The following is a 22,483-nucleotide window of genomic DNA, read 5'->3' as shown; positions in this document are numbered from 1 at the left end:
ATAGTACCGTCTAGATGGTTCAATATGACAGTGACTTCACGGGCCAATTTCGGTCGCGACCTACACCTTGAGCTACGCACAGGGATCGAGCCCGGCAGCCGGACCGCCCGCGAACAGCTGATCACCGCACTTCGAGACGGAATCCGAACCGGCAGACTGAGCACCGAGACGCGACTGCCACCGTCACGCACACTCGCCGCCGATCTGGGTCTGGCCCGCAACACCGTCGCCGAGGCCTACGCCGAGTTGGTCGCCGAGGGCTGGCTGGCATCCCGCCAAGGCGCGGGCACCTGGGTCGCGCGGACCACCGCCCCGCTGCCCGCACCGCGACCGCGCCGCATTCCCTCTGTCCCGCAGCACAATCTGATGCCTGGCTCCCCTGATGTGTCCGAGTTCCCTCGGTCGGCCTGGTTGGCATCGGCGCGCCGGGCCATCACCGACGCACCCGTCTCGGCGCTGCGCATGGGCGATCCGCGCGGACCGTTGGTGCTGCGCGAGGCACTCACCGAGTACCTGGGCCGGGTGCGCGGCGTGCGGACGACGCCGGAGTCGGTCGTGATCTGCTCCGGGGTACGCGACGGCGTCGACCTGATCGGACGTGTCCTGGGCACCGGGGGCCCCGTCGCGGTAGAGGCTCACGGGCTGTTCATTTTTCGCGATGCGCTCGCGGCCCTGGGAGTACCGACGACACCGATCGGTGTCGACGAACACGGGGCGGTGATCAGCGATCTGGAGCGCCTCGACGCCTCGGCGGTACTACTTACTCCCGCGCATCAGAGCCCGTTCGGCATGGCGCTGCACCCGGCCCGGCGCACCGCGGTCATCGACTGGGCACAACGCGCCAACAGATATGTGTTGGACGACGACTACGACGGCGAGTTCCGCTACGACCGCCAGCCCGTCGGCGCCCTGCAGTCACTGAACCCCGAACGGGTCGTCTACCTGGGCTCGGCCAGTAAGAGCATGGCGCAGGTGATGCGGGTCGGTTGGCTGGTGCTGCCCGAGGCGTTGATCGATCCGGTCGTCGCGGCGGCCGGCGGGGCCCAGTATCACGTCGACGCACTCACAGCACTGACCCTCGCCGACTTCATCCGCACCGGCGGCTACGACCGGCACATCCGGCGGATGCGCAACCGCTACCGGCGACGACGCGACGCCCTGGTCGCCGCACTGGCCGGGTTCGACCTCGATATCGGCGGCCTGGCAGCCGGGGTGAATATGCTGCTCACGCTGCCCGACGGCACCGAACCGGAGGTGCTGCGCCGGGCCGGCGAAGCCGGGATCGCCTTGTCCGGGCTGTCGATCATGCGTCATCCCCTGGCCGGACCGGATACCGCCGACCCCGACGGGGTGATCATCGGTTTCGGGGCGCCCGCCGAGCACGCCTTCGGGGCGGCGGTCGACGCGCTCTGCCGGGTTCTAGCTGCCACGTTGCGCTAGTGGTCCTCACCCGCGATCAGGTCCGACGGTCCGGTGGCGATCCCCAGGTCGTTGAGCGCCGACTGCAGCACGACTGAACCGCAGGCCCTCGCTAAGCTGCCGGGGTGGCTGAGCCCGTTATGTCGCCGACCCTTGACCTCAAAACGCAGGCTTTCCGGTTCCTTGTCACCGGCGGACTGGCTGCGATCGTGGACTTCGGTCTGTACATCACCCTCCTTCGGCTTTTCGCCACGGTCTGGCACGTCGACGAGGACATCCGGGTCAACGTCGCCAAGACCATCAGCTTCATCGCCGGCACCACCACCGCGTACCTGATCAACCGGCGCTGGACCTTCCAGGCACCGCCCAGCAAGGCCCGGTTCATCGGGGTCTGCGTTCTCTACGCACTCACCTATGCGGTGCAGGTGGGCATCAACTTCGTGTTCTACATGCAGTTCGAGAGCCAGCCCTGGCGGGTGCCGGTGGCATTCGTCATCGCCCAGGGCACCGCCACGGTGATCAACTTCATCGTGCAGCGGGCAGTGATCTTCAAACTGCACTGAGGTCGGCGCCGGCTACTGCCGGGTATTCTCCTTAGCGATGTCGACTACCGATTTGCCGACCACTCCCAAGCGCCTGACAGGCTGGGGCCGGACCGCACCGACCGTGGCACAGGTGCTCTCAACCAGCGATCCCGAGGTCATCGTCCAGGCCGTTACGCGGGCCGCCGAGCAGAAGGGCCGGGGCGTGATCGCCCGCGGTCTGGGCCGCTCCTACGGCGACAACGCGCAGAACGGCGGCGGGCTCGTCATCGACATGTCGGCGCTCAACCAGATTCACTCGATCGACCCGGGCACCAAGCTGGTCGATGTGGACGGCGGGGTGAACCTCGACCAGCTGATGCGGGCCGCGCTGCCTCACGGACTCTGGGCCCCGGTGCTGCCGGGCACCCGGCAGGTGACCATCGGCGGGGCCATCGGGTGTGACATCCACGGCAAGAACCACCACAGCGCAGGCAGTTTCGGCAACCACGTGCGCTCGATCGACCTACTGTCCGCGAGCGGCGAGATCCGCAAGCTCACCCCGGACGGCCCCGAGGCCGAATTGTTCTGGGCCACGGTCGGCGGCAACGGGCTGACCGGCATCGTCCTGCGGGCCACCATCGAGATGACGCCGACGGAGACCGCATACTTCATCGCCGACGGCGATGTCACTCACGGCCTCGACGAGACCATCGAGTTCCACAGCGACGGCACCGAGGACAACTACACGTATTCATCGGCGTGGTTCGACGCGATGAGCGCGCCCCCCAAGCTGGGGCGCGCCGTGATCTCCCGCGGCTCGCTGGCCAAACTGGACCAGCTGCCCGCGAACCTGCAGCGCGATCCTCTGAAATTCGATGCGCCGCAGTACTTCACCGCGCCGGACGTCTTCCCCAACGGCCTGGGCAACAAGTTGATCTTCGGCGCGATGACCGAGGTGTGGTACCGGATGGGCAAGACCTACCGGGGCAAGGCCCAGAACCTGACGCAGTTCTACCACCCACTCGACATGGTCGGGGAGTGGAACCGCGCGTACGGTTCGAGCGGATTCACCCAGTACCAGTTCGTGGTGCCCACCGAGGCCGTCGACGAGTTCAAGCGGATCATGGTCGACATCCAGCGCTCGGGGCACTACTCGTTCCTCAACGTGTTCAAGCTGTTCGGACCGGGCAACCAGGCTCCGCTGAGCTTCCCGATACCCGGCTGGAACGTGTGCGTCGACTTCCAGATCAAGGCCGGCCTGAGCGAGTTCCTCACCGAACTCGACCGGCGCGTGCTGGAATTCGGTGGACGCCTCTACACCGCCAAGGACTCGCGGACCACCGCGCAGGCGTTCCACGCCATGTATCCGCGCATCGAAGAGTGGCTGGCGGTTCGCCGCAAGGTCGATCCGGACGGGGTGTTCGTCTCGGACATGGCACGCCGGCTGGAGCTCGTTTAGCCGCTCACCGTTCCCCAGGAGTTGGCGAGAACTTTATTCTTGACTAATTCCAGAAAAGGGGTGAGACTCGGTCACATGGCGACGACCTCGGACTTCCAGCAGATGCTGAGAAGTGCCGACATGCGCGTGACCCGCCCCCGAGTGGCGGTACTGCACGCTGTCCATGCGCATCCGCACGCCGACACCGACACGATCATCCGGTCGGTACGTGAAAACCTTCCCGACGTCTCCCACCAAGCCGTGTACGACTCACTGCATGCGCTGACTGCAGCCGCACTGGTGCGGCGCATCCAACCCTCCGGTTCCGTCGCGCGATACGAATCACGTATCGGCGACAACCACCACCACGTCGTGTGCCGATCGTGTGGCGCAATCGCCGACGTGGACTGCGCGGCCGGGTTCGCCCCATGCCTGACCGCGTCACACGACCACGGTTTCGATATCGACGAAGCCGAGGTCATCTATTGGGGCACGTGCCCCGAATGTTCCACTGCCCCAACTAAATATCCCTAACCCGCCAGCCCCGGAAGGATTCGTCATGGCCGACGCCGAAACTCACCCCCCCATTGGTGAGGCACAAACCGAACCCGCCGAAAGCGGTTGCCCGATGCAGATCAAGCCGCCCGTCGAGGGCGGTAGCAACCGCGATTGGTGGCCCAACGCGGTCAACCTCAAGATCCTGCAGAAGAATCCGCCCGCCATCGACCCGAATGACGAGGGCTTCGACTACCGCGAAGCCGTCCAGACCATCGACACCGATGAGCTGGCCCGCGACTTCGACGCGCTGCTCACCGATTCGCAGGACTGGTGGCCCGCCGACTTCGGCCACTACGGCCCGCTGTTCGTCCGGATGACCTGGCACGCCGCCGGCACCTACCGGGTCGAGGACGGCCGAGGTGGCGCCGGACGCGGTATGCAGCGCTTCGCCCCGTTGAACAGCTGGCCCGACAACGTCAGCCTGGACAAGGCCCGCCGTCTGCTGTGGCCGCTGAAGAAGAAGTACGGCAAGAAGCTGTCCTGGTCCGACCTGATCGCCTACGCAGGTAACCGGGCCATGGAGCAGATGGGCTTCAAGACCGCGGGCTTCGCCTTCGGTCGCCCCGACTTCTGGGAGCCCGAAGAGGACATCTACTGGGGCTCCGAGCATGAGTGGCTCGGTTCGCAGGACCGGTACGCCGGCGCCGGGGACCGCACCAAGCTGGAGAATCCGCTGGCCGCCAGCCACATGGGTCTGATCTACGTCAACCCCGAAGGCCCCGAAGGAAATCCGGACTACATGGCAGCCGCCATCGACATCCGCGAGACCTTCGCCCGCATGGCGATGAACGACATCGAGACCGCGGCGCTGATCGTGGGCGGCCACACCTTCGGCAAGACCCACGGGGCCACCGATATCGAGAACGGCGTCGAGCCCGAAGCAGCCCCGCTCGAGGAGATGGGTCTGGGCTGGGCCAACCCGGGCCGCGGCAACGAAACCGTCAGCAGCGGTATCGAGGTGACCTGGACCCACACCCCCACCAAGTGGGACAACTCGTTCCTGGAGATCCTCTACAGCAACGAGTGGGAACTGTTCAAGAGCGCCGCGGGTGCCAACCAGTGGCGGCCGAAGGACAACGGCTGGGCGAACTCGGTGCCGATGGCGCAAGGCAACGGCAAGACCCACCCGGCGATGCTGACCACGGACCTGTCGCTGCGGTTCGATCCGATCTACGGCGAGATCACCCGCCGTTGGCTGGATCACCCCGAGGAACTGGCCGAGGAGTACGCCAAGGCATGGTTCAAGCTGATCCACCGCGACATGGGTCCGGTAGCCCGCTACCTCGGACCACTGGTGCCCAAGCAGACCTGGCTGTGGCAGGACATCATCCCGGCCGGCAAGCAGCTCAGTGAAGCCGATGTCGCCACGCTCAAGGCCGCCATCGCCGATTCCGGTCTGACGGTCCAGCAGCTGGTGGACACCGCGTGGAAGGCGGCGGCCTCGTACCGCTCCAGCGACATGCGTGGCGGCGCCAACGGCGGCCGGATCCGGCTGCAGCCGCAGCTCGGCTGGGAGGTCAACGAGCCCGACGAGCTCGCCCAGGTGATCCGCAAGCTCGAGGAGATCCAGGTTGCCTCCGGTACCGGGGCGTCCTTCGCGGATCTGGTCGTGCTGGCCGGCAACGTGGGTGTCGAAACCGCCGCCAAGGCAGCCGGATTCGACGTCACCGTGCCGTTCACCTCGGGTCGTGGCGACGCCACCCAGGACCAGACCGACGTCGAGTCGTTCGCCTACCTGGAGCCCAAGGGTGACGGTTTCCGCAACTATGCGGGCAAGGGCGACACCCTGCCGGCCGAGTACCGGCTGATCGACCGCGCCAACCTGCTGGGCCTGTCGGCTCCGGAGATGACCGTGCTGGTCGGTGGCCTGCGCGTGCTCGGCGCCAACCACGGTGGTTCGGACCTCGGTGTGCTGACTGCCAACAAGGGCAAGCTGACGAACGACTATTTCGTCAACCTCACCGACATGGGCATCAAGTGGGCACCGTCGTCGGCCGACGACGGCACCTACGTCGGGTCCGACCGGGCCAGCGGTGCGCAGAAGTTCACCGCCAGCCGCGTCGATCTGCTGTTCGGCTCGAACTCGCAGCTGCGGGCACTGGCCGAGGTGTACGCCGAGGATGATTCCAAGGAGAAGTTCGTCAAGGACTTCGTCGCCGCCTGGGCCAAGGTCATGGACAACGACCGGTTCGATCTGGCCTGATCGCCTGACTGATAAGTAGCGCAACACCCCGCGGGCTCGAAGCTCGCGGGGTGTTGTTGTCTCACTGCCCTTTTGCCCGCACGGCCCGATACGCCGCCTTACCGAAGGTTTCCGCCACCAACTCCGAGTCACCATCGACGTCGAGCATCTTGCGGACGGCCGCTTCGCAGATCGCCAGGAACACCTCGACCAGGATGGGCAGCGTGGCGTCGAGATCGGCGACCTGCCACCGTTGCAGCAGCGGTCGTATCGCCGTGGCGAGCTGTCCTCGGATGCGCTCACGGCCGGCAACGATCGCGGCGGTCAGCACTGGGTCTGGGTCGGCGGCGAAGATGATGCGCCACGAGGCGGGCCGCTCGCGCACCGTGCTGTGCAGCGCGCGGAACCCGTCGACGAACAGTTGCTCGATGGAGCCGGTGCGCTCCGGTGGCAACAGCTCGAGCAGGCTCGACAGCACCTCGTCGGTTTCCCGATCCAGCAGTGCGGCAAGCACTTCCCCGCGGCCGGGATAGCACGCGTAGACCACCGGCCGGGTGACGCCGAGACGTCGGGCGATGGTTCCCATCGTCACCTCCGCCAGGCCCTGGTGGGCGGCGATGTCCAACGCGGTGTCGAGCACCTGGGGCCGACGGCGGTCCGGGCCCAGGTGCTCGGCGCGACCCCGGTTGGCGAGTGCGGCGTCGTTCATTTCGCTTCACTCATATCAGGGTGACGTCCGCGATGATCAACACGGGCCACGCGACGATCTCGCCCAATAGCGAAAACACCTTGTCCAGGCCGGTGAGTCCGACGATGTGGTCGCTGTGGGTAAGCGCCCAGACCATACCGATCACGAAGTACGGGGCTCCCACCACGATCGCGAGGTAGACCAGTTGCCGGATGCTCAGCCGGTAGTCGAGGAGGTTCTTGATCACGAGTCAGCCGATCCCACCGAGAATCGGCTGGGACTCGACGATGCCCTCGTCACTCGGTGCGAGACCGTCACCGAACACCCGGACCTGCTGGCGCTCGCGCAACTCGAAGTGGGCCTGGCTCGGGGCGGCGTAGCCGTAACGACGCTGTGCCTCGCGCGGTGTCGTGGTGACCGGATCCTTCGGCGGAACCGACAGCAGGACCCGAGCGCCGATGGGCAGGGTCGCAGGCGAGAGCAACCGCAGCAGGATCAACTCGAGCCGCTTACTCATCGCGATGATCGTGAATGAGGCGCTCAGCGGTGGCACCACCAATGCATCGAGAACCCGGGATGTGCTGAGCCCAGCCATCTTTCGCATCCAGCGCGGCATCGTTGCCAGGGTGCCGCGGCGCAGGAACGCGGTGACCACGGTGGTGCCCGGGCGCAGCAGCAGCGGCATCTTGGGCAACATCACCTCCGCACCCAGCAGATGATGCATGGCTTGGCGGGCGATATCCGAGCCGATCAACTGGGGCCGCATCTGCTCGAAGTACTCCCGGATTCCCTCGCGGGTCAGTGGGACGTCAGAGGGGTCGCAGGTCTGCAGTTCGGCGGCGATCGCGCATTCCCGCCAGTACTGCAACTCCTCTTCGGGCGGCAGCGGGCCCGGACCGTACTTCTCGTAGGCCACCAGGATGGAATGCCAGGCAGTCAGGTGGATCCACAACTGCGAACCGGGATCGTTGGCGTCGTAGGCCTTTCCGGTGACCGGGTCGGTGCCGATGGCCTTCGAGTGGATCTTGACCAGGACATCGGCGGCCTTCGTGGTCGAACGACTGTCGTCGAACGCCACCATCGCGAAGTACCGCAGCGTCCGGTCATACCGGGTGCGCGGCCGCGAGTAGATCTCATGGGTCTTGTCCACCGCCGCGACGAGAGCCGGGTCAAGTTCCTCGATGACGACGGCCCGCTGGAACCCGATCGACAGCGAGGTCGGGTAGCTCCACACCTTCCAGGTCACCGAATCCGGGCCGAAGAACCCGTAGTCCTCCCCCGGTTCGGTCGCGGGCAACGTCAGCCAGTCACGAATCGTCATGATCTCCCCTTTTTCCTACACGATGTAGAAAAAAGCTACGTCGTGTAGGAAAGAGGGTCAAGACCCTGCGCTCGGATTGCTCGAATTTTCGAAGGAAACCGCACGGTACCCTCGTCACGATGTCCCCCGAGGCTTGGAGCTGCGCTAGATGGTGTTCGACGCCGTAGGTAACCCCCAGACGATTCTGCTGCTCGGCGGCACCTCAGAGATCGGGCTGGCGATCTGTGAGCGCTATCTGCGCGACGCGTCGGCCCGTATCGTGCTGGCCGCCCTGCCCGGAGATCCGGGCCGCGACGACGCGGTGGCCCAGCTGCGCAACGCCGGCGCCAGTTCGGTCGAGGTCATCGACTTCGACGCAGTCGACACCGCCAGCCACCCCGACGTGATCGACAAGGCGTTCGCCTCTGGCGACGTGGATGTCGCGATCGTCGCCTTCGGCCTGCTCGGTGATGCCGAGGAGTTGTGGCAGAACCAGCGCAAGGCCGTGCAGATCGCCGAAATCAACTACACCGCAGCGGTTTCCGTCGGCGTCCTGGTCGGCGAGAAGATGCGCGCCCAAGGCTACGGTCAGATCATCGCGATGAGCTCGGCCGCGGGCGAGCGGGTGCGCCGGTCCAACTTCGTCTACGGCTCCACCAAGGCCGGTCTCGACGGGTTCTACCTCGGCCTCGGTGAGGCACTGCGCGAATATGGCCCGCGGGTGCTGGTGATCCGGCCCGGACAGGTCCGCACCCGGATGAGCGCCCACGTCAAGGAAGCCCCGCTGACCGTCGACAAGGAATACGTCGCCAATCTGGCCGTCACCGCATCGGCCAAGGGCAAGGAGCTGGTCTGGGCGCCGGGCGCGTTCCGCTACGTGATGATGGTCTTGCGGCACGTCCCGCGGTCCATCTTCCGCAAGCTTCCCATCTGATGCAGGCCGGACTGGCCAGTCCGGCCAGAGTGGCCGGACAAATGGTGATCGCCCTGATGCTCGCCTCGGCGGTGGCCGGGGTGTCGATCGCGGCGGTCGCCCAGGTCCAGTGGCCGGCCTACAACACTTCCAACCAGCTGCACGCGCTCACCACGGTGGGCCAGGTCGGCGCGCTGGCCGGAATCTTCGCGGCAGGCCTGATCTGGCGCCGCGGCAGGCGCACCCTGGCCCGGCTGACCGGGCTGATCTTCCTGTCCGCGTTCTCGGTGGTCACCCTGGCGATGCCGCTGGGCGCGACCAAGCTGTACCTGTTCGGGGTGTCGGTCGACCAGCAGTTCCGCACCGAATACCTCACCCGGCTGGCCGATGCCCCCGGCCTGCACGACATGACCTACTTCGGGTTACCGCCCTACTACCCGGCCGGCTGGTTCTGGATGGGCGGGCGCATCGCCGCGGCCACCGACACCCCGGCCTGGGAGATGTTCAAACCGTGGTCGATCGTCTCGATCACCATTGCCGTGGCGCTGGCATTTGTGTTGTGGGCGAACATGATTCGCTTCGAGAATGCGCTGGTTGTGACCACCGCGAGCACCGCCGCCATGCTGGCCTACTCCTCCACCGAGCCGTATGCCGCGATCATCACCGTGCTGCTGCCGCCGGTGTTCGTGCTCGCCTGGTCGGGGCTGCGAGGCAAAACCAGAAACGGCGGCTGGGCCGCCGTCATCGGCGTCGGGATCTTCCTCGGCTTCGCCGCCCTGTTCTACACCCTGCTGCTGGCCTACTGCGCCTTCACCCTCGCGATCATGGCGCTTGTAGCCACCGTGGCCCGCTGGAGCCGCCGCGGCGGCGACATCCGGTCGAGCAGCATCGAACCGCTCCTGCGCCTGACGGTCATCGCCGTCATCTCCGGGGCGATCGCCCTGATCACCTGGGCCCCCTACCTCCTGGCCTCGCTGCGCGGCGAGCCCGCCGAGAAGGGCACCGCCCAGCACTACCTGCCCGATGCCGGCGCCCAACTGACCTTCCCGATGCTGAGCTTCACCCTGCTCGGCGCGCTGTGCATGCTCGGCACGCTGTGGCTGGTGGTCCGGGCCCGCAGTTCGACGACGGCTGCAGCGTTGGCCGTCGCAGTCCTCGCCGTCTACGCCTGGTCACTGCTGTCGATGCTGACCACCCTGGTCGGCACCACGCTGCTGTCGTTCCGGCTCCAGCCCGCGCTGACCGTACTGCTCACCACCGCAGGCGCGTTCGGGTTCATCGAGGCGACCCAGGCGATCGCACGGCGCTATCAACCGGAGACGGGTCGTCGCGTTGTCGCCGCGGCCGCTGCCGTCGGCGCAATCGGCGCCGTCACCTTCAGCCAGGACATCCCCGACGTACTGCGCCCCGACATCAACGTGGCCTACACCGACACCGACGGCACCGGCCAGCGAGCAGACCGCCGACCCCCCGGAGCCGAGCGCTACTACCGCGAGATCGACGCCAAGATCGCCGAGGTCACCGGGGTGCCGCGGAACCAGACCGTGGTGCTGACCGCCGACTACAGCTTCCTGTCGTTCTACCCGTACTACGGGTTCCAGGGCTTGACGTCGCACTACGCCAACCCGCTGGCCGAATTCGACAAACGTGCCAAGGCCATCGAGGGCTGGGCCACCATGAGCAAGCCCGACCAACTCGTGGACGCACTGGACGAGATGCCCTGGAAGGCACCGACCGTGTTCCTGATGCGCCACGGCGCGAACGACACCTACACGCTGCGCCTGGCCTCCGACGTCTACCCCAACCAGCCGAACGTGCGCCGCTACCACGTGGCGCTCGACGCGGCGCTGTTCGAGGATCCTCGTTTCGAGGTGACCGACATCGGTCCGTTTGTCCTGGTGATCAGAAAGCCCACTCCCGATGACCATTAGTTCCGGCGCTGACACGCCGATAGCATCAGAGCCCGTGACGGGACCGCGGGGAACCTCCGGCAGCAACCACCGGACAGTGCGGCTCATCGCGATCATCGCCGGTCTGCTCGGCGTACTGATGGCGGTGGCAACGCCACTGCTTCCGGTCAAACAGACCACCGCCCAGCTGAACTGGCCGCAGGACGGCACGTGGCAGAGCATCAACGCGCCGCTGATCGGGTATGTCGCCACCGACCTGACCATCACCGTGCCATGCCAGGCCGCCGCCGGCCTGGCCGGGCCGGACAACCAGGGCCGCACGGTCCTGCTGTCCACCGTCCCCAGGCAGGCACCCAAGGCCATCGACCGCGGCCTGCTGATCGAACGGGTCAACAACGACCTGCTGGTCATCGTGCGCAACACCCCGGTGGTCAGCGCACCGTTGGATGCCGTGCTCAGCCCGGCCTGCCAGTCGCTGACCTTCACCGCGCACGCCGACAAGGTGACCGGCGAATTCGTCGGGCTGACCCAGGGCGACGCCAGCGCCACCGCCGACCATCCCGACGCGCCCCTGCGCGGTGAGCGCGGCGGATACGACTTCCGGCCCCAGATCGTCGGCGTCTTCACCGACCTGTCCGGGCCTACGCCCGAGGGTCTGAAGTTCTCGGCCACCATCGACTCGCGCTACAGCAGCGCCCCGACGCTGCTCAAGATGCTGGCGATGATCATCGGCGTCGCCATGACCGTGATCGCGCTGGGCGCGCTGCATCGTCTCGACAGCGCCGACGGCGTCCGGCACCGGCACTTCCTGCCGCCCCGCTGGTGGTCGATGACACCGTTGGACGGGCTGGTCACCGCGGTGCTGGTGTGGTGGCACTTCGTCGGGGCCAACACCTCCGACGACGGCTACATCCTGACCATGGCCCGGGTGTCCGAACACGCCGGCTACATGGCCAACTACTACCGCTGGTTCGGCACCCCCGAGGCGCCGTTCGGCTGGTACTACGACCTGCTGGCACTGTGGGCCCACGTCTCCACCAACAGCGTCTGGATGCGGCTGCCCACTCTCGTCATGGCACTCGCCTGCTGGTGGGTGATCAGCCGCGAGGTGCTCCCCCGACTCGGTCGCGCCGTCAAGACCAACCGCGCTGCGGCCTGGACCGCCGCGGGCATGTTCCTGGCGTTCTGGCTGCCACTCAACAACGGCCTGCGGCCCGAACCGATCATCGCCCTCGGCATCCTGCTGACCTGGTGTTCGGTGGAACGCGGGGTGGCCACCAACCGCATGTTGCCGGTGGCGATCGCGATCATCATCGGCGCGCTGACCCTGTTCTCCGGACCTACCGGTATCGCCGCCGTCGGCGCCCTGCTGGTCGCCGTGGGACCGCTGAAAACCATTGTCGCCCGGCATACCTCACGCTTCGGGTACATGGCCCTGCTGGCGCCGATCCTGGCCGCGTGCACCGTGACGATCATCCTGATCTTCCGCGATCAGACCCTGGCCGCCGAGATCCAGGCCAGCAGCTTCAAGTCCACGGTGGGCCCCAGCCTGGCCTGGTTCGACGAGCACATCCGCTACTCACGGTTGTTCACGTCGAGCCCCGACGGCTCGGTGGCGCGGCGATTCGCGGTACTGACCCTGCTGGTGGCACTGGCGGTCTCGGTCGCGATGACGCTGCGCAAGGGTCGCATCCCCGGCACCGCGGCCGGCCCGAGCCGACGCATCATCGGCATCACGATCATCTCGTTCCTGGCGATGATGTTCACCCCGACCAAGTGGACCCATCACTTCGGCGTGTTCGCCGGGCTGGCCGGATCCCTCGGCGCACTGGCCGCGGTCGCGGTGACCGCCGCAGCCATGAAGTCGCGGCGCAACCGATCGATGTTCGCCGCCCTGGTGCTGTTCGTGGTGGCACTGTCGTTCGCGACGGTCAACGGCTGGTGGTATGTCTCCAACTTCGGGGTGCCGTGGTCGAACTCATTCCCCGAGTGGCATTTCGGATTCACCACCATCCTGCTGGGCTTGTCGGTGCTGACCCTGCTGTTGGCGGCCTGGTTCCACTTCAGCGGCCGCGACCAGTCCCCGGACGGACCACAGCGCCCCTGGCAGCGGATCGTGCAGGCCCCGCTGGCCATCGCCGCCTGGGTGCTGGTGATGTTCGAGGTGCTGTCGCTGACCCTGGCGATGACCGACCAGTACCCGGCCTGGTCCGTCGGGCGCTCCAACCTGGAGGCGCTCGCCGGCAAGACCTGCGGACTGGCCAGCGACGTGATGGTCGAGGAGAACGCCAACGCCGGCCTGCTGGCATCGATCAGCGAGCCGCCCGGCCAGGCGCTCGGCGCGGTCACCTCACAGGGCTTCAGTCCCAACGGCATCCCGTCGGACGTCTCGGCGGACCCGGTGATGGAACAGCCCGGCGCGGGCAACTTCGCCGACACCGACTCGGGCACCGTGACGGGCAGCGAGGTGGGCACCGAGGGTGGCACCACCACGGCCGCCGGGGTCAACGGATCCCGCGCCCGGCTCCCCTACGGGCTCGACCCGGCCACCACTCCGGTGCTCGGCAGTTGGCGGGCCGGCACCCAGCAGCCCGCGATCATGCGCTCGGCCTGGTACCGGCTGCCCGATCGCGACACGGCAGGCCCGCTGCTGGTCGTCTCCGCCGCAGGCCGCTTCGATCCGGGTGAGGTCGTGGTGCAGTGGGCCACCGACGCACAGGCCGCGGAGAACAAGCCCGGCGGCGGCATCGGATTCGCCGATGTGGGTGCCGCCCCGGCCTGGCGCAACCTGCGGGCCCCGATGGCCGCGATCCCGCGCGAAGCCACCCAGATCCGATTGGTCGCCTCCGACGACGACCTGGCCCCGCAGCACTGGATCGCGGTGACCCCGCCGCGAATTCCGCAGCTGCGCACCCTGCAGGAAGTGGTCGGCTCGCAGGACCCGGTGCTGCTGGACTGGCTGGTGGGCCTGGCGTTCCCGTGCCAGCGGCCGTTCGGCCATCAGTACGGCGTCACCGAGGTGCCCAAGTGGCGGATCCTTCCCGACCGCTTCGGCGCCGAGGCCAACTCGCCGGTGATGGACTACCTGGGCGGCGGCCCGCTGGGCATCTCCGAACTGCTGGTGCGGCCGTCGAGCGTGCCGACATATCTCAAGGACGACTGGTTCCGGGACTGGGGCTCGCTGCAACGGCTCACGCCCTGGTACCCGGAGGCCACTACGGCCCGCCTGGACCTGGGTACCGCGATCCGCAGCGGATTGTGGAGCCCGGCACCGCTGCGACATAGTTAGGACACAGCTCGGACAAGTGCGGCAGGGCAGACCGGGCCTCATATCCGGGTCGCATAACATCGAGCCTCGTGCCTTCCGATGAGCCAACCGACCGTGTGGTGGGCGTCGCACGCCTGATCGCCATCATCGCGGGCATCGCGGGTGTGGTGCTGTGCGCGCTGGTGCCGCTGCTGCCCGTCAAACAGACCACCGCGACCGTCCTGTGGCCGCAGGGCACCGACGCCGGGGGCAACGTCACCTCGGTGACCGCCCCGCTGGTGTCGGGTGCCCCGCAGACCCTCGATGTGTCCATTCCGTGCACGGCGATCGCGACGCTGCCCGCCACGGGCGGCCTGGTGTTCTCCACCATTCCGTCCGACGGGATCGACGCCAGCCGCAACGGGCTGTTCGTCCGGGCCAACACCGAGACCGTGGTGGTGGCGTTCCGTGACTCGGTGGCCGCCGTCGCACCCCGCGCGGCGATCAACGCCGGCGGCTGCAGCGCGCTGCACCTGTGGGCGAACCTGGGCGGTGTCGGTGCGGACTTCGTCGGCATCCCCGGTGCCACCGGCACCGCGGCCGTCGAGAAGAAGCCTCAGGTCGCCGGCCTGTTCACCGACCTGAAGATGGCACCGCAGCCCGGGTTGAGCGCCCGCGTCGACATCGACACCCGGTTCATCACCTCCCCGACCGCACTGAAGCTGCTGGTGATGGCGCTCGGGGTGCTGTGCGTGGTGGCCTCGATCATCGCGCTGGCCGTTCTTGACCGCCGTGGAAGCCATCGGGTCCGCGGGGCCTGGCGCCGCTTCGTCAAGGTCCCGCTCGGCACCTGGATCGCCGACATCGGCGTCATCGGCGGCCTGCTGGTGTGGCACGTCATCGGCGCCATCTCGTCGGATGACGGCTACAACCTGACCATCGCGCGGGTATCGGCCGACGCCGGGTACACCGCCAACTACTTCCGCTACTTCGGCACCACCGAGGCCCCGTTCGACTGGTACCAGTCGGTGCTGGGCCACCTCGCCACGATCAGCACCGCCGGTGTGTGGATGCGGCTGCCCGCCACCCTGGCCGGCATCGGCACCTGGCTGCTGCTGAGCCGCTGGGTCCTGCCGCGGCTCGGCCGGCGCGTCGCGCTCAACCGCGTCACCATGTGGACCGCAGGCGCGGTGTTCCTCGCCGCCTGGATGCCGTTCAACAACGGACTGCGCCCCGAACCGCTGATCGCCTTCGGCGTCCTCGCGGTCTGGGCGCTCGTGGAATACACAATCGGTACACGCGTTTTGTGGGCGACCTGCCTGGCGATCATCGTGGCGGCGTTCAGCGTGACCCTGGCCCCGCAGGGCCTCATCGCGCTGGCCCCGCTACTGGTCGGCGCGCGCGCCGTCATCAGGATCATCAAGGCCCGACGCATCGCCCTGCCCGCACTGGCCGCGCTCGCCGGGTCGGCGGCACTGATCTTCGTCGTGGTGTTCCGCGACCAGACCCTGGCCAGCGTCGCCGAATCGGCCCGCATCAAATACACCGTCGGCCCGACCATCTCGTGGTACCAGGAATTCCTGCGCTACTACTTCCTGACCGTCGAAGACTCGGTCGACAGCTCCTTGACCCGGCGGTTCGCGGTCCTGGCCATGATGCTGTGCCTGTTCGGCATGATCGCCGTCCTGCTGCGCAAGGGCGGCGTGCCCGGCCTGGCCAGCGGCCCGGTCTGGCGACTGATCGGCACCACCGCCGTCGGCCTGTTGCTCCTGCATTTCACCCCGACCAAGTGGGCCGTGCAGTTCGGTGCGTTCGCCGGGCTGGCAGCCGCGCTCGGGGCGGTGACGGCGTTTGCCTTCGCCCGGGTGGGCCTGCACAGCCGACGCAACCTCGCCCTCTACGTCACTGCGCTGCTGTTCGTGCTCGCCTGGGCCACGTCCGGCACCAACGGCTGGTTCTACGTCGGCAACTACGGTGTGCCCTGGTTCGACCGCCAGCCGGTGCTCGCCGGATTCCCGGTGACCACCATCTTCCTGGCGCTGGCCATCATCACCGCGGTGCTGGCCGGCTGGCTGCACTTCCGGATCGACTACGCCGGGCACACCGAGGTGGCCGACACCCGGCGCAACCGGGCGCTGGCGTCGACCCCGCTGCTGGTGGTCGCAACCATCATGGTGGTGCTCGAAGTCGGCTCGATGGCCAAGGGTTTCGTCCAGCGCTACCCCGTCTACACCACCGCCAAGGCCAACGTCTCGGCGCTGACCTCGGGGCTGTCGGCGGACAGTTGCGCCATGGCCGACGACGTCCTGGTCGAGGCCGACACCAACGCAGGCATGCTGCAACCGGTGGAAGGCCAGACCTACGGCGAGTACGGGCCACTGGGCGGCGAGAACCCGGTTGGCTTCACCCCCAACGGGATCAGTGACACCCTGGAGCCGCCGAAACCCGTCGTCGCCAACCCCGGCACGGTGAACTCCGACGGCTCACCCAACAAACCCAACGTCGGCATCGCCTACGCAGCGGGCACCGGCGGCGGCTATGGACCCGTCGGTGTCAACGGTTCCCGGGTGTACCTGCCCTTCGGCCTGGACCCGGCGCGTACCCCGGTGATGGGCAGCTACAAGGAGAACACCCTCGCGGCCAAGGCCACCTCGGCCTGGTACCAACTGCCGCCGCGTACCGCAGACCGACCATTGGTGACCGTCGCCGCCGCGGGCGCCATCTGGTACTACGACGAGGAACACGAGTTCCACTACGGCCAATCACTGAAACTGCAGTGGGGCGTGCACCGTCCCGACGGCAGCTTCGCAGCCCTCGACGCCGTCCAACCGATCGACGTGTTCGCCCAATACGCCTGGCGCAACCTGCGTTTCCCGTTGGCCTGGGCACCGCCGGAGGCCAACGTGGCCCGGATCGTCGCCGACGATCCGAACCTGTCCGACGACCAGTGGTTCGGTTTCACCCCGCCTCGGGTGCCAACCCTGCAGACCGCACAGGATTTCCTCGGCACGCAGACCCCGGTGCTGATGGACATCGCGACCGCCGCGAATTTCCCCTGCCAGCGCCCATTCTCCGAACATCTCGGTGTCGCCGAGCTGCCGGAATACCGCATCCTCCCCAACGTCAAGCAAGTGGTGGTGTCGTCGAACATGTGGCAGTCCGCCCAAAAGGGTGGTCCCTTCCTCTTCATCCAGGCGCTGCTGCGCACGTCGACCATTCCGACGTATCTGCGTGACGACTGGTACCGGGACTGGGGCTCGATCGAGAAATACGACCCGGTGGTGCCGGCCGGCCAGGCGCCCGTCGCCACGATCGAACAGGGGACCCAACGAGTGTTCGGCTTCAGCCGGCCCGGGCCGATCCGGGCCCTGCCATGAGCACCACGGTGCGCGAACATAGCGCTGACAAGGGCGTTCAGCTGACCCGCTGGGTCGCGATGATCGCCGGGCTCATCGGCTTCCTGTGTGCAGTGGCCACACCGCTGCTGCCGGTGGTCCAGACCACCGCCACGCTGAACTGGCCTCAGGCCGGCCAGTTGGGCAGCGTCACAGCACCTTTGATCACTCAGACCCCGGTCACCATGTCGGTGACAGTGCCGTGCGAGGTGCTCCGCTCGGTACCGCCCGAGGGCGCGATGGTGCTGGGCACCGCGCCCAAGGAGGGCAGGCAGGCCGCGCTCAACGCGTTGTTCGTCAACGTCAACGCCAAGCGCGTCGACATCACCGACCGCAACGTGGTGATCGCCAGTGTGGAACGGGAGAAGGTCAATTCGCCTGCCTGTGAACGCATCGAGATCACCTCGTCGGAGGCCGGAACCTTCGCCACGTTCGTCGGGCTCACCGGCAAGGACGGTAAGGAGCTGCACACCGGCTTCCCCGACCCGAACCTGCGACCCCAGATCGTCGGTGTCTTCACCGAGCTGAGCGGAGCCGCGCCGCAAGGCCTCTCGTTCTCAGCCACGATCGATACGCGCTTCACGTCCACGCCCACCACGCTCAAGCTGGTGGCGATGCTGCTCGGGATCGCCGCCACAGTGGTTGCGCTGCTGGCCCTGTGGCGCCTCGACCGGCTCGACGGCCGACGGATGCACCACCTGATCCCCTCACGCTGGCGCACGTTCAGTGCCGTCGACGTGGCGGTGATCGGTGGGTTCCTGAGCTGGCACGTGATCGGCGCCAACTCGTCCGACGACGGCTACATCCTGCAGATGGCACGGGTGGCCGACCACGCCGGCTACATGTCGAACTACTTCCGCTGGTTCGGCAGCCCCGAGGATCCGTTCGGCTGGTTCTACAACCTGCTGGCCCTGATGACCCATGTCAGCGACGCCAGCATCTGGATGCGTCTGCCCGATCTGATCTGCGCGCTGGTCTGCTGGCTGCTGCTGTCGCGTGAGGTGCTGCCGCGCCTCGGGCCCGCGGTGATCGCCTCCAAACCCGCGCTGTGGGCGGCCGGCCTGGTGCTGATGGCCGCCTGGATGCCGTTCAACAATGGCCTGCGCCCCGAAGGCCAGATCGCCACCGGCGCACTGATCACCTATGTGCTGATCGAACGCGCCATCATCTCCGGACGCCTGACCCCGGCCGCCATGGCGATCATCGCGGCGGCCTTCACCCTCGGCATCCAGCCGACCGGTCTGATCGCCGTCGCAGCACTGCTCGCCGGTGGTCGCCCGCTGCTGCGCATCCTGGTGCGTCGCCGTCGCGTCCTGGGCCTGTGGCCGCTGGTGCTGCCACTGCTGGCCGCGGGCACGGTGATCCTGACCGTGGTGTTCGCCGACCAGACGCTGGCAACGGTGCTGGAGGCCACCAGGATTCGTACCGCGATCGGCCCGAGCCAGGAGTGGTACACCGAGAACCTGCGCTACTACTACCTGATCCTGCCCACCGTGGACGGCTCACTGTCCCGCCGGTTCGGCTTCATCATCACCGCGCTGAGCCTGTTCACCTCGCTGTTCATCATGTTGCGGCGCAAGCGGGTTCCCGGTGTGGCCCGCGGGCCGGTCTGGCGACTGATGGGCATCATCTTCGCCACCATGTTCTGCCTGATGTTCACCCCCACCAAGTGGGTGCACCACTTCGGCCTGTTCGCCGCCGTGGGCGCAGCGATGGCGGCGGTGGTCACGGTGCTGGCCGGGCCGGCGATTCTGCGCTCGGCGCGTAACCGCATGGCGTTCACCGCGGCCGTGCTGTTCGTGCTGGCGCTGTGCTTCGCCACCACCAACGGCTGGTGGTATGTGTCCAGTTACGGCGTGCCGTTCAACAACGACAAGCCCAACATCGGTGGAGTCACGGTGAGCGCCATCTTCTTTGCGCTGTTCGCCATCACCGCGCTGTGGGCGTACTGGCTGCACCTGAGACCGTCGGCCGAGGGCCGGTTGGCACGGGCGCTGACCGCCGCACCCGTGCCGCTGGCGGCCGGGTTCATGGTCGTGGTGTTCGTCGGTTCGATGCTCTACGGGGTGGTGCGCCAGGACGGCACCTACTCCAACGCATCCGCGAACCTGCGAGCTTTCGCCGGCGGTTGCGGCCTGGCCGACGACGTGCTGGTCGAACCCGACACCAACGACGGGTTCCTGACCCCCGTGCCGGGTGAGTACGGTCCGCTGGGGCCGCTGGGCGGGACCGCATCGAGCGGGTTCGCACCGAATGGCGTACCGGATCACATTGTCGCCGAAGCAATTCGGATCACCGTGCCGATGCCGGGTATCGACGCCGACTGGAATGCCGACGCCGAGCTGAAGACCCCGGGCATCAACGGGTCGACCGTGCCACTGCCCTACGGGCTCGATCCGGCCCGGGTACCCCTGGCCGGCAGCTACGTCGAGGGACCGGCCCAGCAGGTGAGCAAGCTGGCCTCGGCCTGGTATCAGCTACCCGCACCCGATGCGGCCCACCCGCTGGTCGTCGTCACCGCGGCCGGAACCATCACCGGCAACAGCATTTTCAATGGACTCACCGAGGGCCAGGCGGTCGAACTGGAATACGGCCGCCCCGGACCCGACGGCGCCGCAGTGCCGGCCGGCCGGGTGGTGCCGTACGACCTGGGACCGATCCCGTCCTGGCGCAACCTGCGCTTCGACCGCAGCGAGATTCCCTCCGACGCAACGTTCGTCCGGGTCATCGCCGAGGATGAGTCGTTGTCCCTCGGAGACTGGATCGCGGTGACCCCACCCCGGGTGCCCGAGGTCAAGACCGTGCAGGAGTACATCGGCTCGGAGCAGCCGGTGCTGATGGACTGGGCTGTGGGCCTGGCCTTCCCGTGCCAGCAGCCGATGCTGCACGCCAACGGTGTCACCGAGGTGCCCAAGTTCCGGATCACCCCGGACTACAACGCCAAGATGAAGGACACCGACACCTGGGAGGACGGCATCAACGGCGGCCTGCTGGGCATCAGCGATCTGCTGCTGCGCCAGCATGTGATGGCCACCTACCTGAACAAGGACTGGGGCCGGGACTGGGGCTCGCTGCGCAAGTTCGACACCATCGTCGATGCGGTTCCGGCGGAGGTCGAACTCGGGACGGCGACGCACTCCGGGCTCTACAAACCGGGCCGGATCCGCATCAAGCCGTAGCTTCTCCCGCACCGCCGCTCGCCGGTTTCTGCACCAGGGTCGCGAATCGCGAAAATTACGGCCCAGGTGTAGAAATCGGCGCTACGGTTCGCGGCGCGGCGCTACGGTTCGCGGCGCAGCGCTACGGTTCGCGGCGCTACGGTTCGCGGCGCAGATGCGCCAAGGCTCGGGTCGCCGCGTTGGCGCCGCACATGCCGTGCGCGCCGGGCCCCGGCGGTGTGGCAGCCGAACAGATGTACATACCGGGGATACCGACGTCATAGGGTGCCAGCGTGGGCCGCGGTCCGAACACCAACTGCCCGATGTCCTTGGCGCCGGTACAGATATCCCCGCCGACGTAGTTCGGGTTGTACACCGACATCTCGGTGGTCGAACGCACGGCGGTCGCGACGATCCGGTCGGCGAAGCCCGGTGCGAACCGCTCGAACTGCTCTACGATCGCATCGGTTGCGTCACCGGTATACCCGTGCGGCACATGGGCATACGCGTAGATCGGATTGACATCTCCGGCGCTACGGCCCGGATCTGCCAGGTACTGCTGCCCCACCAGGACGAACGGCCGGCGTGGCATGCGCCCGGCATGGATCTCACGCTCGGTGGCCGCGATCTCGTCGAAGTCCCCACCCAGATGGACCGTTCCGGCCCGACCCACCTCGGCATTGGCCCACGGCACCGGGCCGCGGACCGCGAAATCGACCTTGAATGCGCCTGGACCGTAACGGAATCGGCGGTAACTGCGGGCCACCCGGCGCGGCAACCGGTCGCCCAGGATTTCGGCGACGGCGGTGGGCGTCAGGTCGAACATGGTGATGTCGGCGGGCGGCAGTTGATCGGCCCTGGCGATTCGGGTTCCCGTACGCACCTTGCCGCCGAGTTCGGCCAGCACCGAGGCCAGCGCGTCGGTGATCGCCTGCGATCCTCCCTCCGCCACAGCCCACCCATGCCGGTGTCCGGCGGTGAGGATGCCCAGCCCGATCGCCGAGGTCATCGGATAGTGCAACGGCCGGAAGGTGTGGGCCGCAACGCCTCCGAACAACGCCCGAGCGGCCGGTGTGCGGAAGATACGGGCGAATAACGAGGCGGGCAGCACCGTGGGCGCCCCGAACCGGGCCAGCGTCAACGGATGTGCCGGGATCCGCAGTAGCGGTCCCATGATGTCATCAGCCAGCGTGTCGAAACGGGCTGCGGGGCCACCGAACACGGCTCGCCAGCGGGCACCGTCGGCGCCGAGCCCGGCCGCAGTCTGCTCGACGCTGCGGTACAGCAGGCCCGCATCACCGTCGTCGAGCGGGTGAGCACAGTCGATTTCGGGCCAGCGCCAGCGCAATCCGTGTCGCTCGAGATCCAGGCCGGCGAGAAAGGCCGATCCGACCGCCATCGGGTGGATCGCCGAGCAGTGGTCGACGAGGACTCCGTCAACGGTCCCGGAGCGCACGCCGCCGCCGATCTCCTCGGCCGACTCCAGCACGGTGACCTCGTGCCCGGCCCGGGCCAACACGATGGCGGCCGCGAGCCCGTTGGGCCCGCTGCCCACCACGACGGCGGTGCTCATAGGCGATCCCCTTTCGCCTTCAGACTAACCAGCCGAGCATCCAGCAAACACGAGTGGTCTGTGGATAACTTGTGGATGGTTTTTGCCGGGTCCGCATTCACCGCTGCTCACAATGGTCGATTTCGAATTACACGCATGTGAGTAAGACTGTGTGTCGACCGCACACCGCGAACCATGA

The 22,483-nt window shown here is 67.5% G+C and carries 14 protein-coding genes; 10 read left to right on the top strand and 4 right to left on the bottom strand.

The features are described 5' to 3' along the window. Positions 1–24 precede the first annotated feature (24 nt). The 5 genes from pdxR to katG all read left to right on the top strand — a co-directional run bounded on the left by pdxR (position 25) and on the right by katG (position 6,142). Complete coding sequence (gene pdxR / locus G6N44_RS19190; protein WP_163666612.1) at positions 25–1,440, top strand: MocR-like pyridoxine biosynthesis transcription factor PdxR; 1,416 nt, start codon at positions 25–27, stop codon at positions 1,438–1,440. Positions 1,441–1,559: 119 nt separating this feature from the next. Continuing rightward, the gene (locus G6N44_RS19185; RefSeq protein ID WP_163670158.1) at positions 1,560–1,982 is read left to right on the top strand and encodes a GtrA family protein; all 423 of its coding nucleotides are present in this window, start codon (positions 1,560–1,562) and stop codon (positions 1,980–1,982) included. A gap of 37 nt (positions 1,983–2,019) precedes the next feature. Next, positions 2,020–3,402 carry a decaprenylphosphoryl-beta-D-ribose oxidase gene (locus G6N44_RS19180; protein ID WP_163666610.1) on the top strand — a complete coding sequence of 461 codons (1,383 nt, stop codon included), beginning with the start codon at positions 2,020–2,022 and terminating at the stop codon, positions 3,400–3,402. A gap of 75 nt (positions 3,403–3,477) precedes the next feature. Continuing rightward, on the top strand, positions 3,478–3,915 hold the full coding sequence (locus tag G6N44_RS19175; protein WP_179964409.1) for a Fur family transcriptional regulator: 438 nt from the start codon (positions 3,478–3,480) through the stop codon (positions 3,913–3,915). Between the two features lie 25 nt (positions 3,916–3,940). Beyond that, entirely contained in the window at positions 3,941–6,142 is a 2,202-nt protein-coding gene (katG, locus tag G6N44_RS19170; RefSeq protein ID WP_163666608.1) for a catalase/peroxidase HPI, read from the top strand. Between the two features lie 61 nt (positions 6,143–6,203). Here katG and G6N44_RS19165 read toward each other — a convergent pair whose 3' ends face one another. From G6N44_RS19165 to G6N44_RS19155, 3 genes are read right to left on the bottom strand one after another with little or no spacing between them, the layout of a single operon-like run. After that, positions 6,204–6,830: a TetR/AcrR family transcriptional regulator gene (locus G6N44_RS19165; protein ID WP_163666606.1), complete on the bottom strand. Its 627-nt coding sequence runs from the start codon at positions 6,828–6,830 to the stop codon at positions 6,204–6,206. A gap of 10 nt (positions 6,831–6,840) precedes the next feature. After that, the gene (locus tag G6N44_RS19160) at positions 6,841–7,056 is read right to left on the bottom strand and encodes a hypothetical protein (protein WP_170309411.1); all 216 of its coding nucleotides are present in this window, start codon (positions 7,054–7,056) and stop codon (positions 6,841–6,843) included. A 3-nt stretch (positions 7,057–7,059) separates the two neighbouring features. Further along, entirely contained in the window at positions 7,060–8,130 is a 1,071-nt protein-coding gene (locus G6N44_RS19155; protein ID WP_163666604.1) for an oxygenase MpaB family protein, read from the bottom strand. A gap of 148 nt (positions 8,131–8,278) precedes the next feature. On the opposite strand from G6N44_RS19155, the gene G6N44_RS19150 reads away from it, so the two are divergent. The 5 genes from G6N44_RS19150 (at position 8,279) to G6N44_RS19130 (ending at position 20,753) form a co-directional block, all read left to right on the top strand. After that, positions 8,279–9,043, top strand: coding sequence for a decaprenylphospho-beta-D-erythro-pentofuranosid-2-ulose 2-reductase (locus G6N44_RS19150; protein WP_163666602.1), 765 nt, complete (start codon positions 8,279–8,281; stop codon positions 9,041–9,043). Beyond that, complete coding sequence (locus G6N44_RS19145) at positions 9,043–10,953, top strand: galactan 5-O-arabinofuranosyltransferase (protein WP_163666600.1); 1,911 nt, start codon at positions 9,043–9,045, stop codon at positions 10,951–10,953. The genes G6N44_RS19150 and G6N44_RS19145 overlap by 1 nt, the downstream gene beginning before the upstream one ends. Before the next feature lie 34 nt (positions 10,954–10,987). Further along, on the top strand, positions 10,988–14,221 hold the full coding sequence (locus G6N44_RS19140) for an arabinosyltransferase domain-containing protein (RefSeq protein ID WP_163666598.1): 3,234 nt from the start codon (positions 10,988–10,990) through the stop codon (positions 14,219–14,221). Positions 14,222–14,289: 68 nt separating this feature from the next. Beyond that, positions 14,290–17,556: an arabinosyltransferase domain-containing protein gene (locus G6N44_RS19135; RefSeq protein WP_235682813.1), complete on the top strand. Its 3,267-nt coding sequence runs from the start codon at positions 14,290–14,292 to the stop codon at positions 17,554–17,556. Further along, positions 17,553–20,753, top strand: a complete 3,201-nt coding sequence (locus G6N44_RS19130; RefSeq protein WP_163666596.1) for an arabinosyltransferase domain-containing protein — start codon at positions 17,553–17,555, stop codon at positions 20,751–20,753. The genes G6N44_RS19135 and G6N44_RS19130 overlap by 4 nt, the downstream gene beginning before the upstream one ends. A gap of 136 nt (positions 20,754–20,889) precedes the next feature. Here G6N44_RS19130 and G6N44_RS19125 read toward each other — a convergent pair whose 3' ends face one another. Continuing rightward, positions 20,890–22,305: a phytoene desaturase family protein gene (locus G6N44_RS19125; RefSeq protein ID WP_163666594.1), complete on the bottom strand. Its 1,416-nt coding sequence runs from the start codon at positions 22,303–22,305 to the stop codon at positions 20,890–20,892. Positions 22,306–22,483: the final 178 nt, after the last annotated feature.

The organism is Mycolicibacterium alvei (assembly GCF_010727325.1).
Classification (GTDB): domain Bacteria; phylum Actinomycetota; class Actinomycetes; order Mycobacteriales; family Mycobacteriaceae; genus Mycobacterium; species Mycobacterium alvei.
Note: the sequence above shows the minus strand (reverse complement) of the source record. Positions and strands in the feature narration are given on the sequence as shown.

Excerpts from the sequence above, each read along its gene's own strand:
- pdxR (WP_163666612.1), top strand. The coding sequence starts at position 25 with ATGACAGTGACTTCACGGGCCAATTTCGGTCGCGACCTACACCTTGAG.
- G6N44_RS19185 (WP_163670158.1), top strand. The coding sequence starts at position 1,560 with ATGTCGCCGACCCTTGACCTCAAAACGCAGGCTTTCCGGTTCCTTGTC.
- G6N44_RS19180 (WP_163666610.1), top strand. The coding sequence starts at position 2,020 with ATGTCGACTACCGATTTGCCGACCACTCCCAAGCGCCTGACAGGCTGG.
- G6N44_RS19175 (WP_179964409.1), top strand. The coding sequence starts at position 3,478 with ATGGCGACGACCTCGGACTTCCAGCAGATGCTGAGAAGTGCCGACATG.
- katG (WP_163666608.1), top strand. The coding sequence starts at position 3,941 with ATGGCCGACGCCGAAACTCACCCCCCCATTGGTGAGGCACAAACCGAA.
- G6N44_RS19165 (WP_163666606.1), bottom strand. The coding sequence starts at position 6,830 with ATGAACGACGCCGCACTCGCCAACCGGGGTCGCGCCGAGCACCTGGGC.
- G6N44_RS19155 (WP_163666604.1), bottom strand. The coding sequence starts at position 8,130 with ATGACGATTCGTGACTGGCTGACGTTGCCCGCGACCGAACCGGGGGAG.
- G6N44_RS19150 (WP_163666602.1), top strand. The coding sequence starts at position 8,279 with ATGGTGTTCGACGCCGTAGGTAACCCCCAGACGATTCTGCTGCTCGGC.
- G6N44_RS19145 (WP_163666600.1), top strand. The coding sequence starts at position 9,043 with ATGCAGGCCGGACTGGCCAGTCCGGCCAGAGTGGCCGGACAAATGGTG.
- G6N44_RS19130 (WP_163666596.1), top strand. The coding sequence starts at position 17,553 with ATGAGCACCACGGTGCGCGAACATAGCGCTGACAAGGGCGTTCAGCTG.
- G6N44_RS19125 (WP_163666594.1), bottom strand. The coding sequence starts at position 22,305 with ATGAGCACCGCCGTCGTGGTGGGCAGCGGGCCCAACGGGCTCGCGGCC.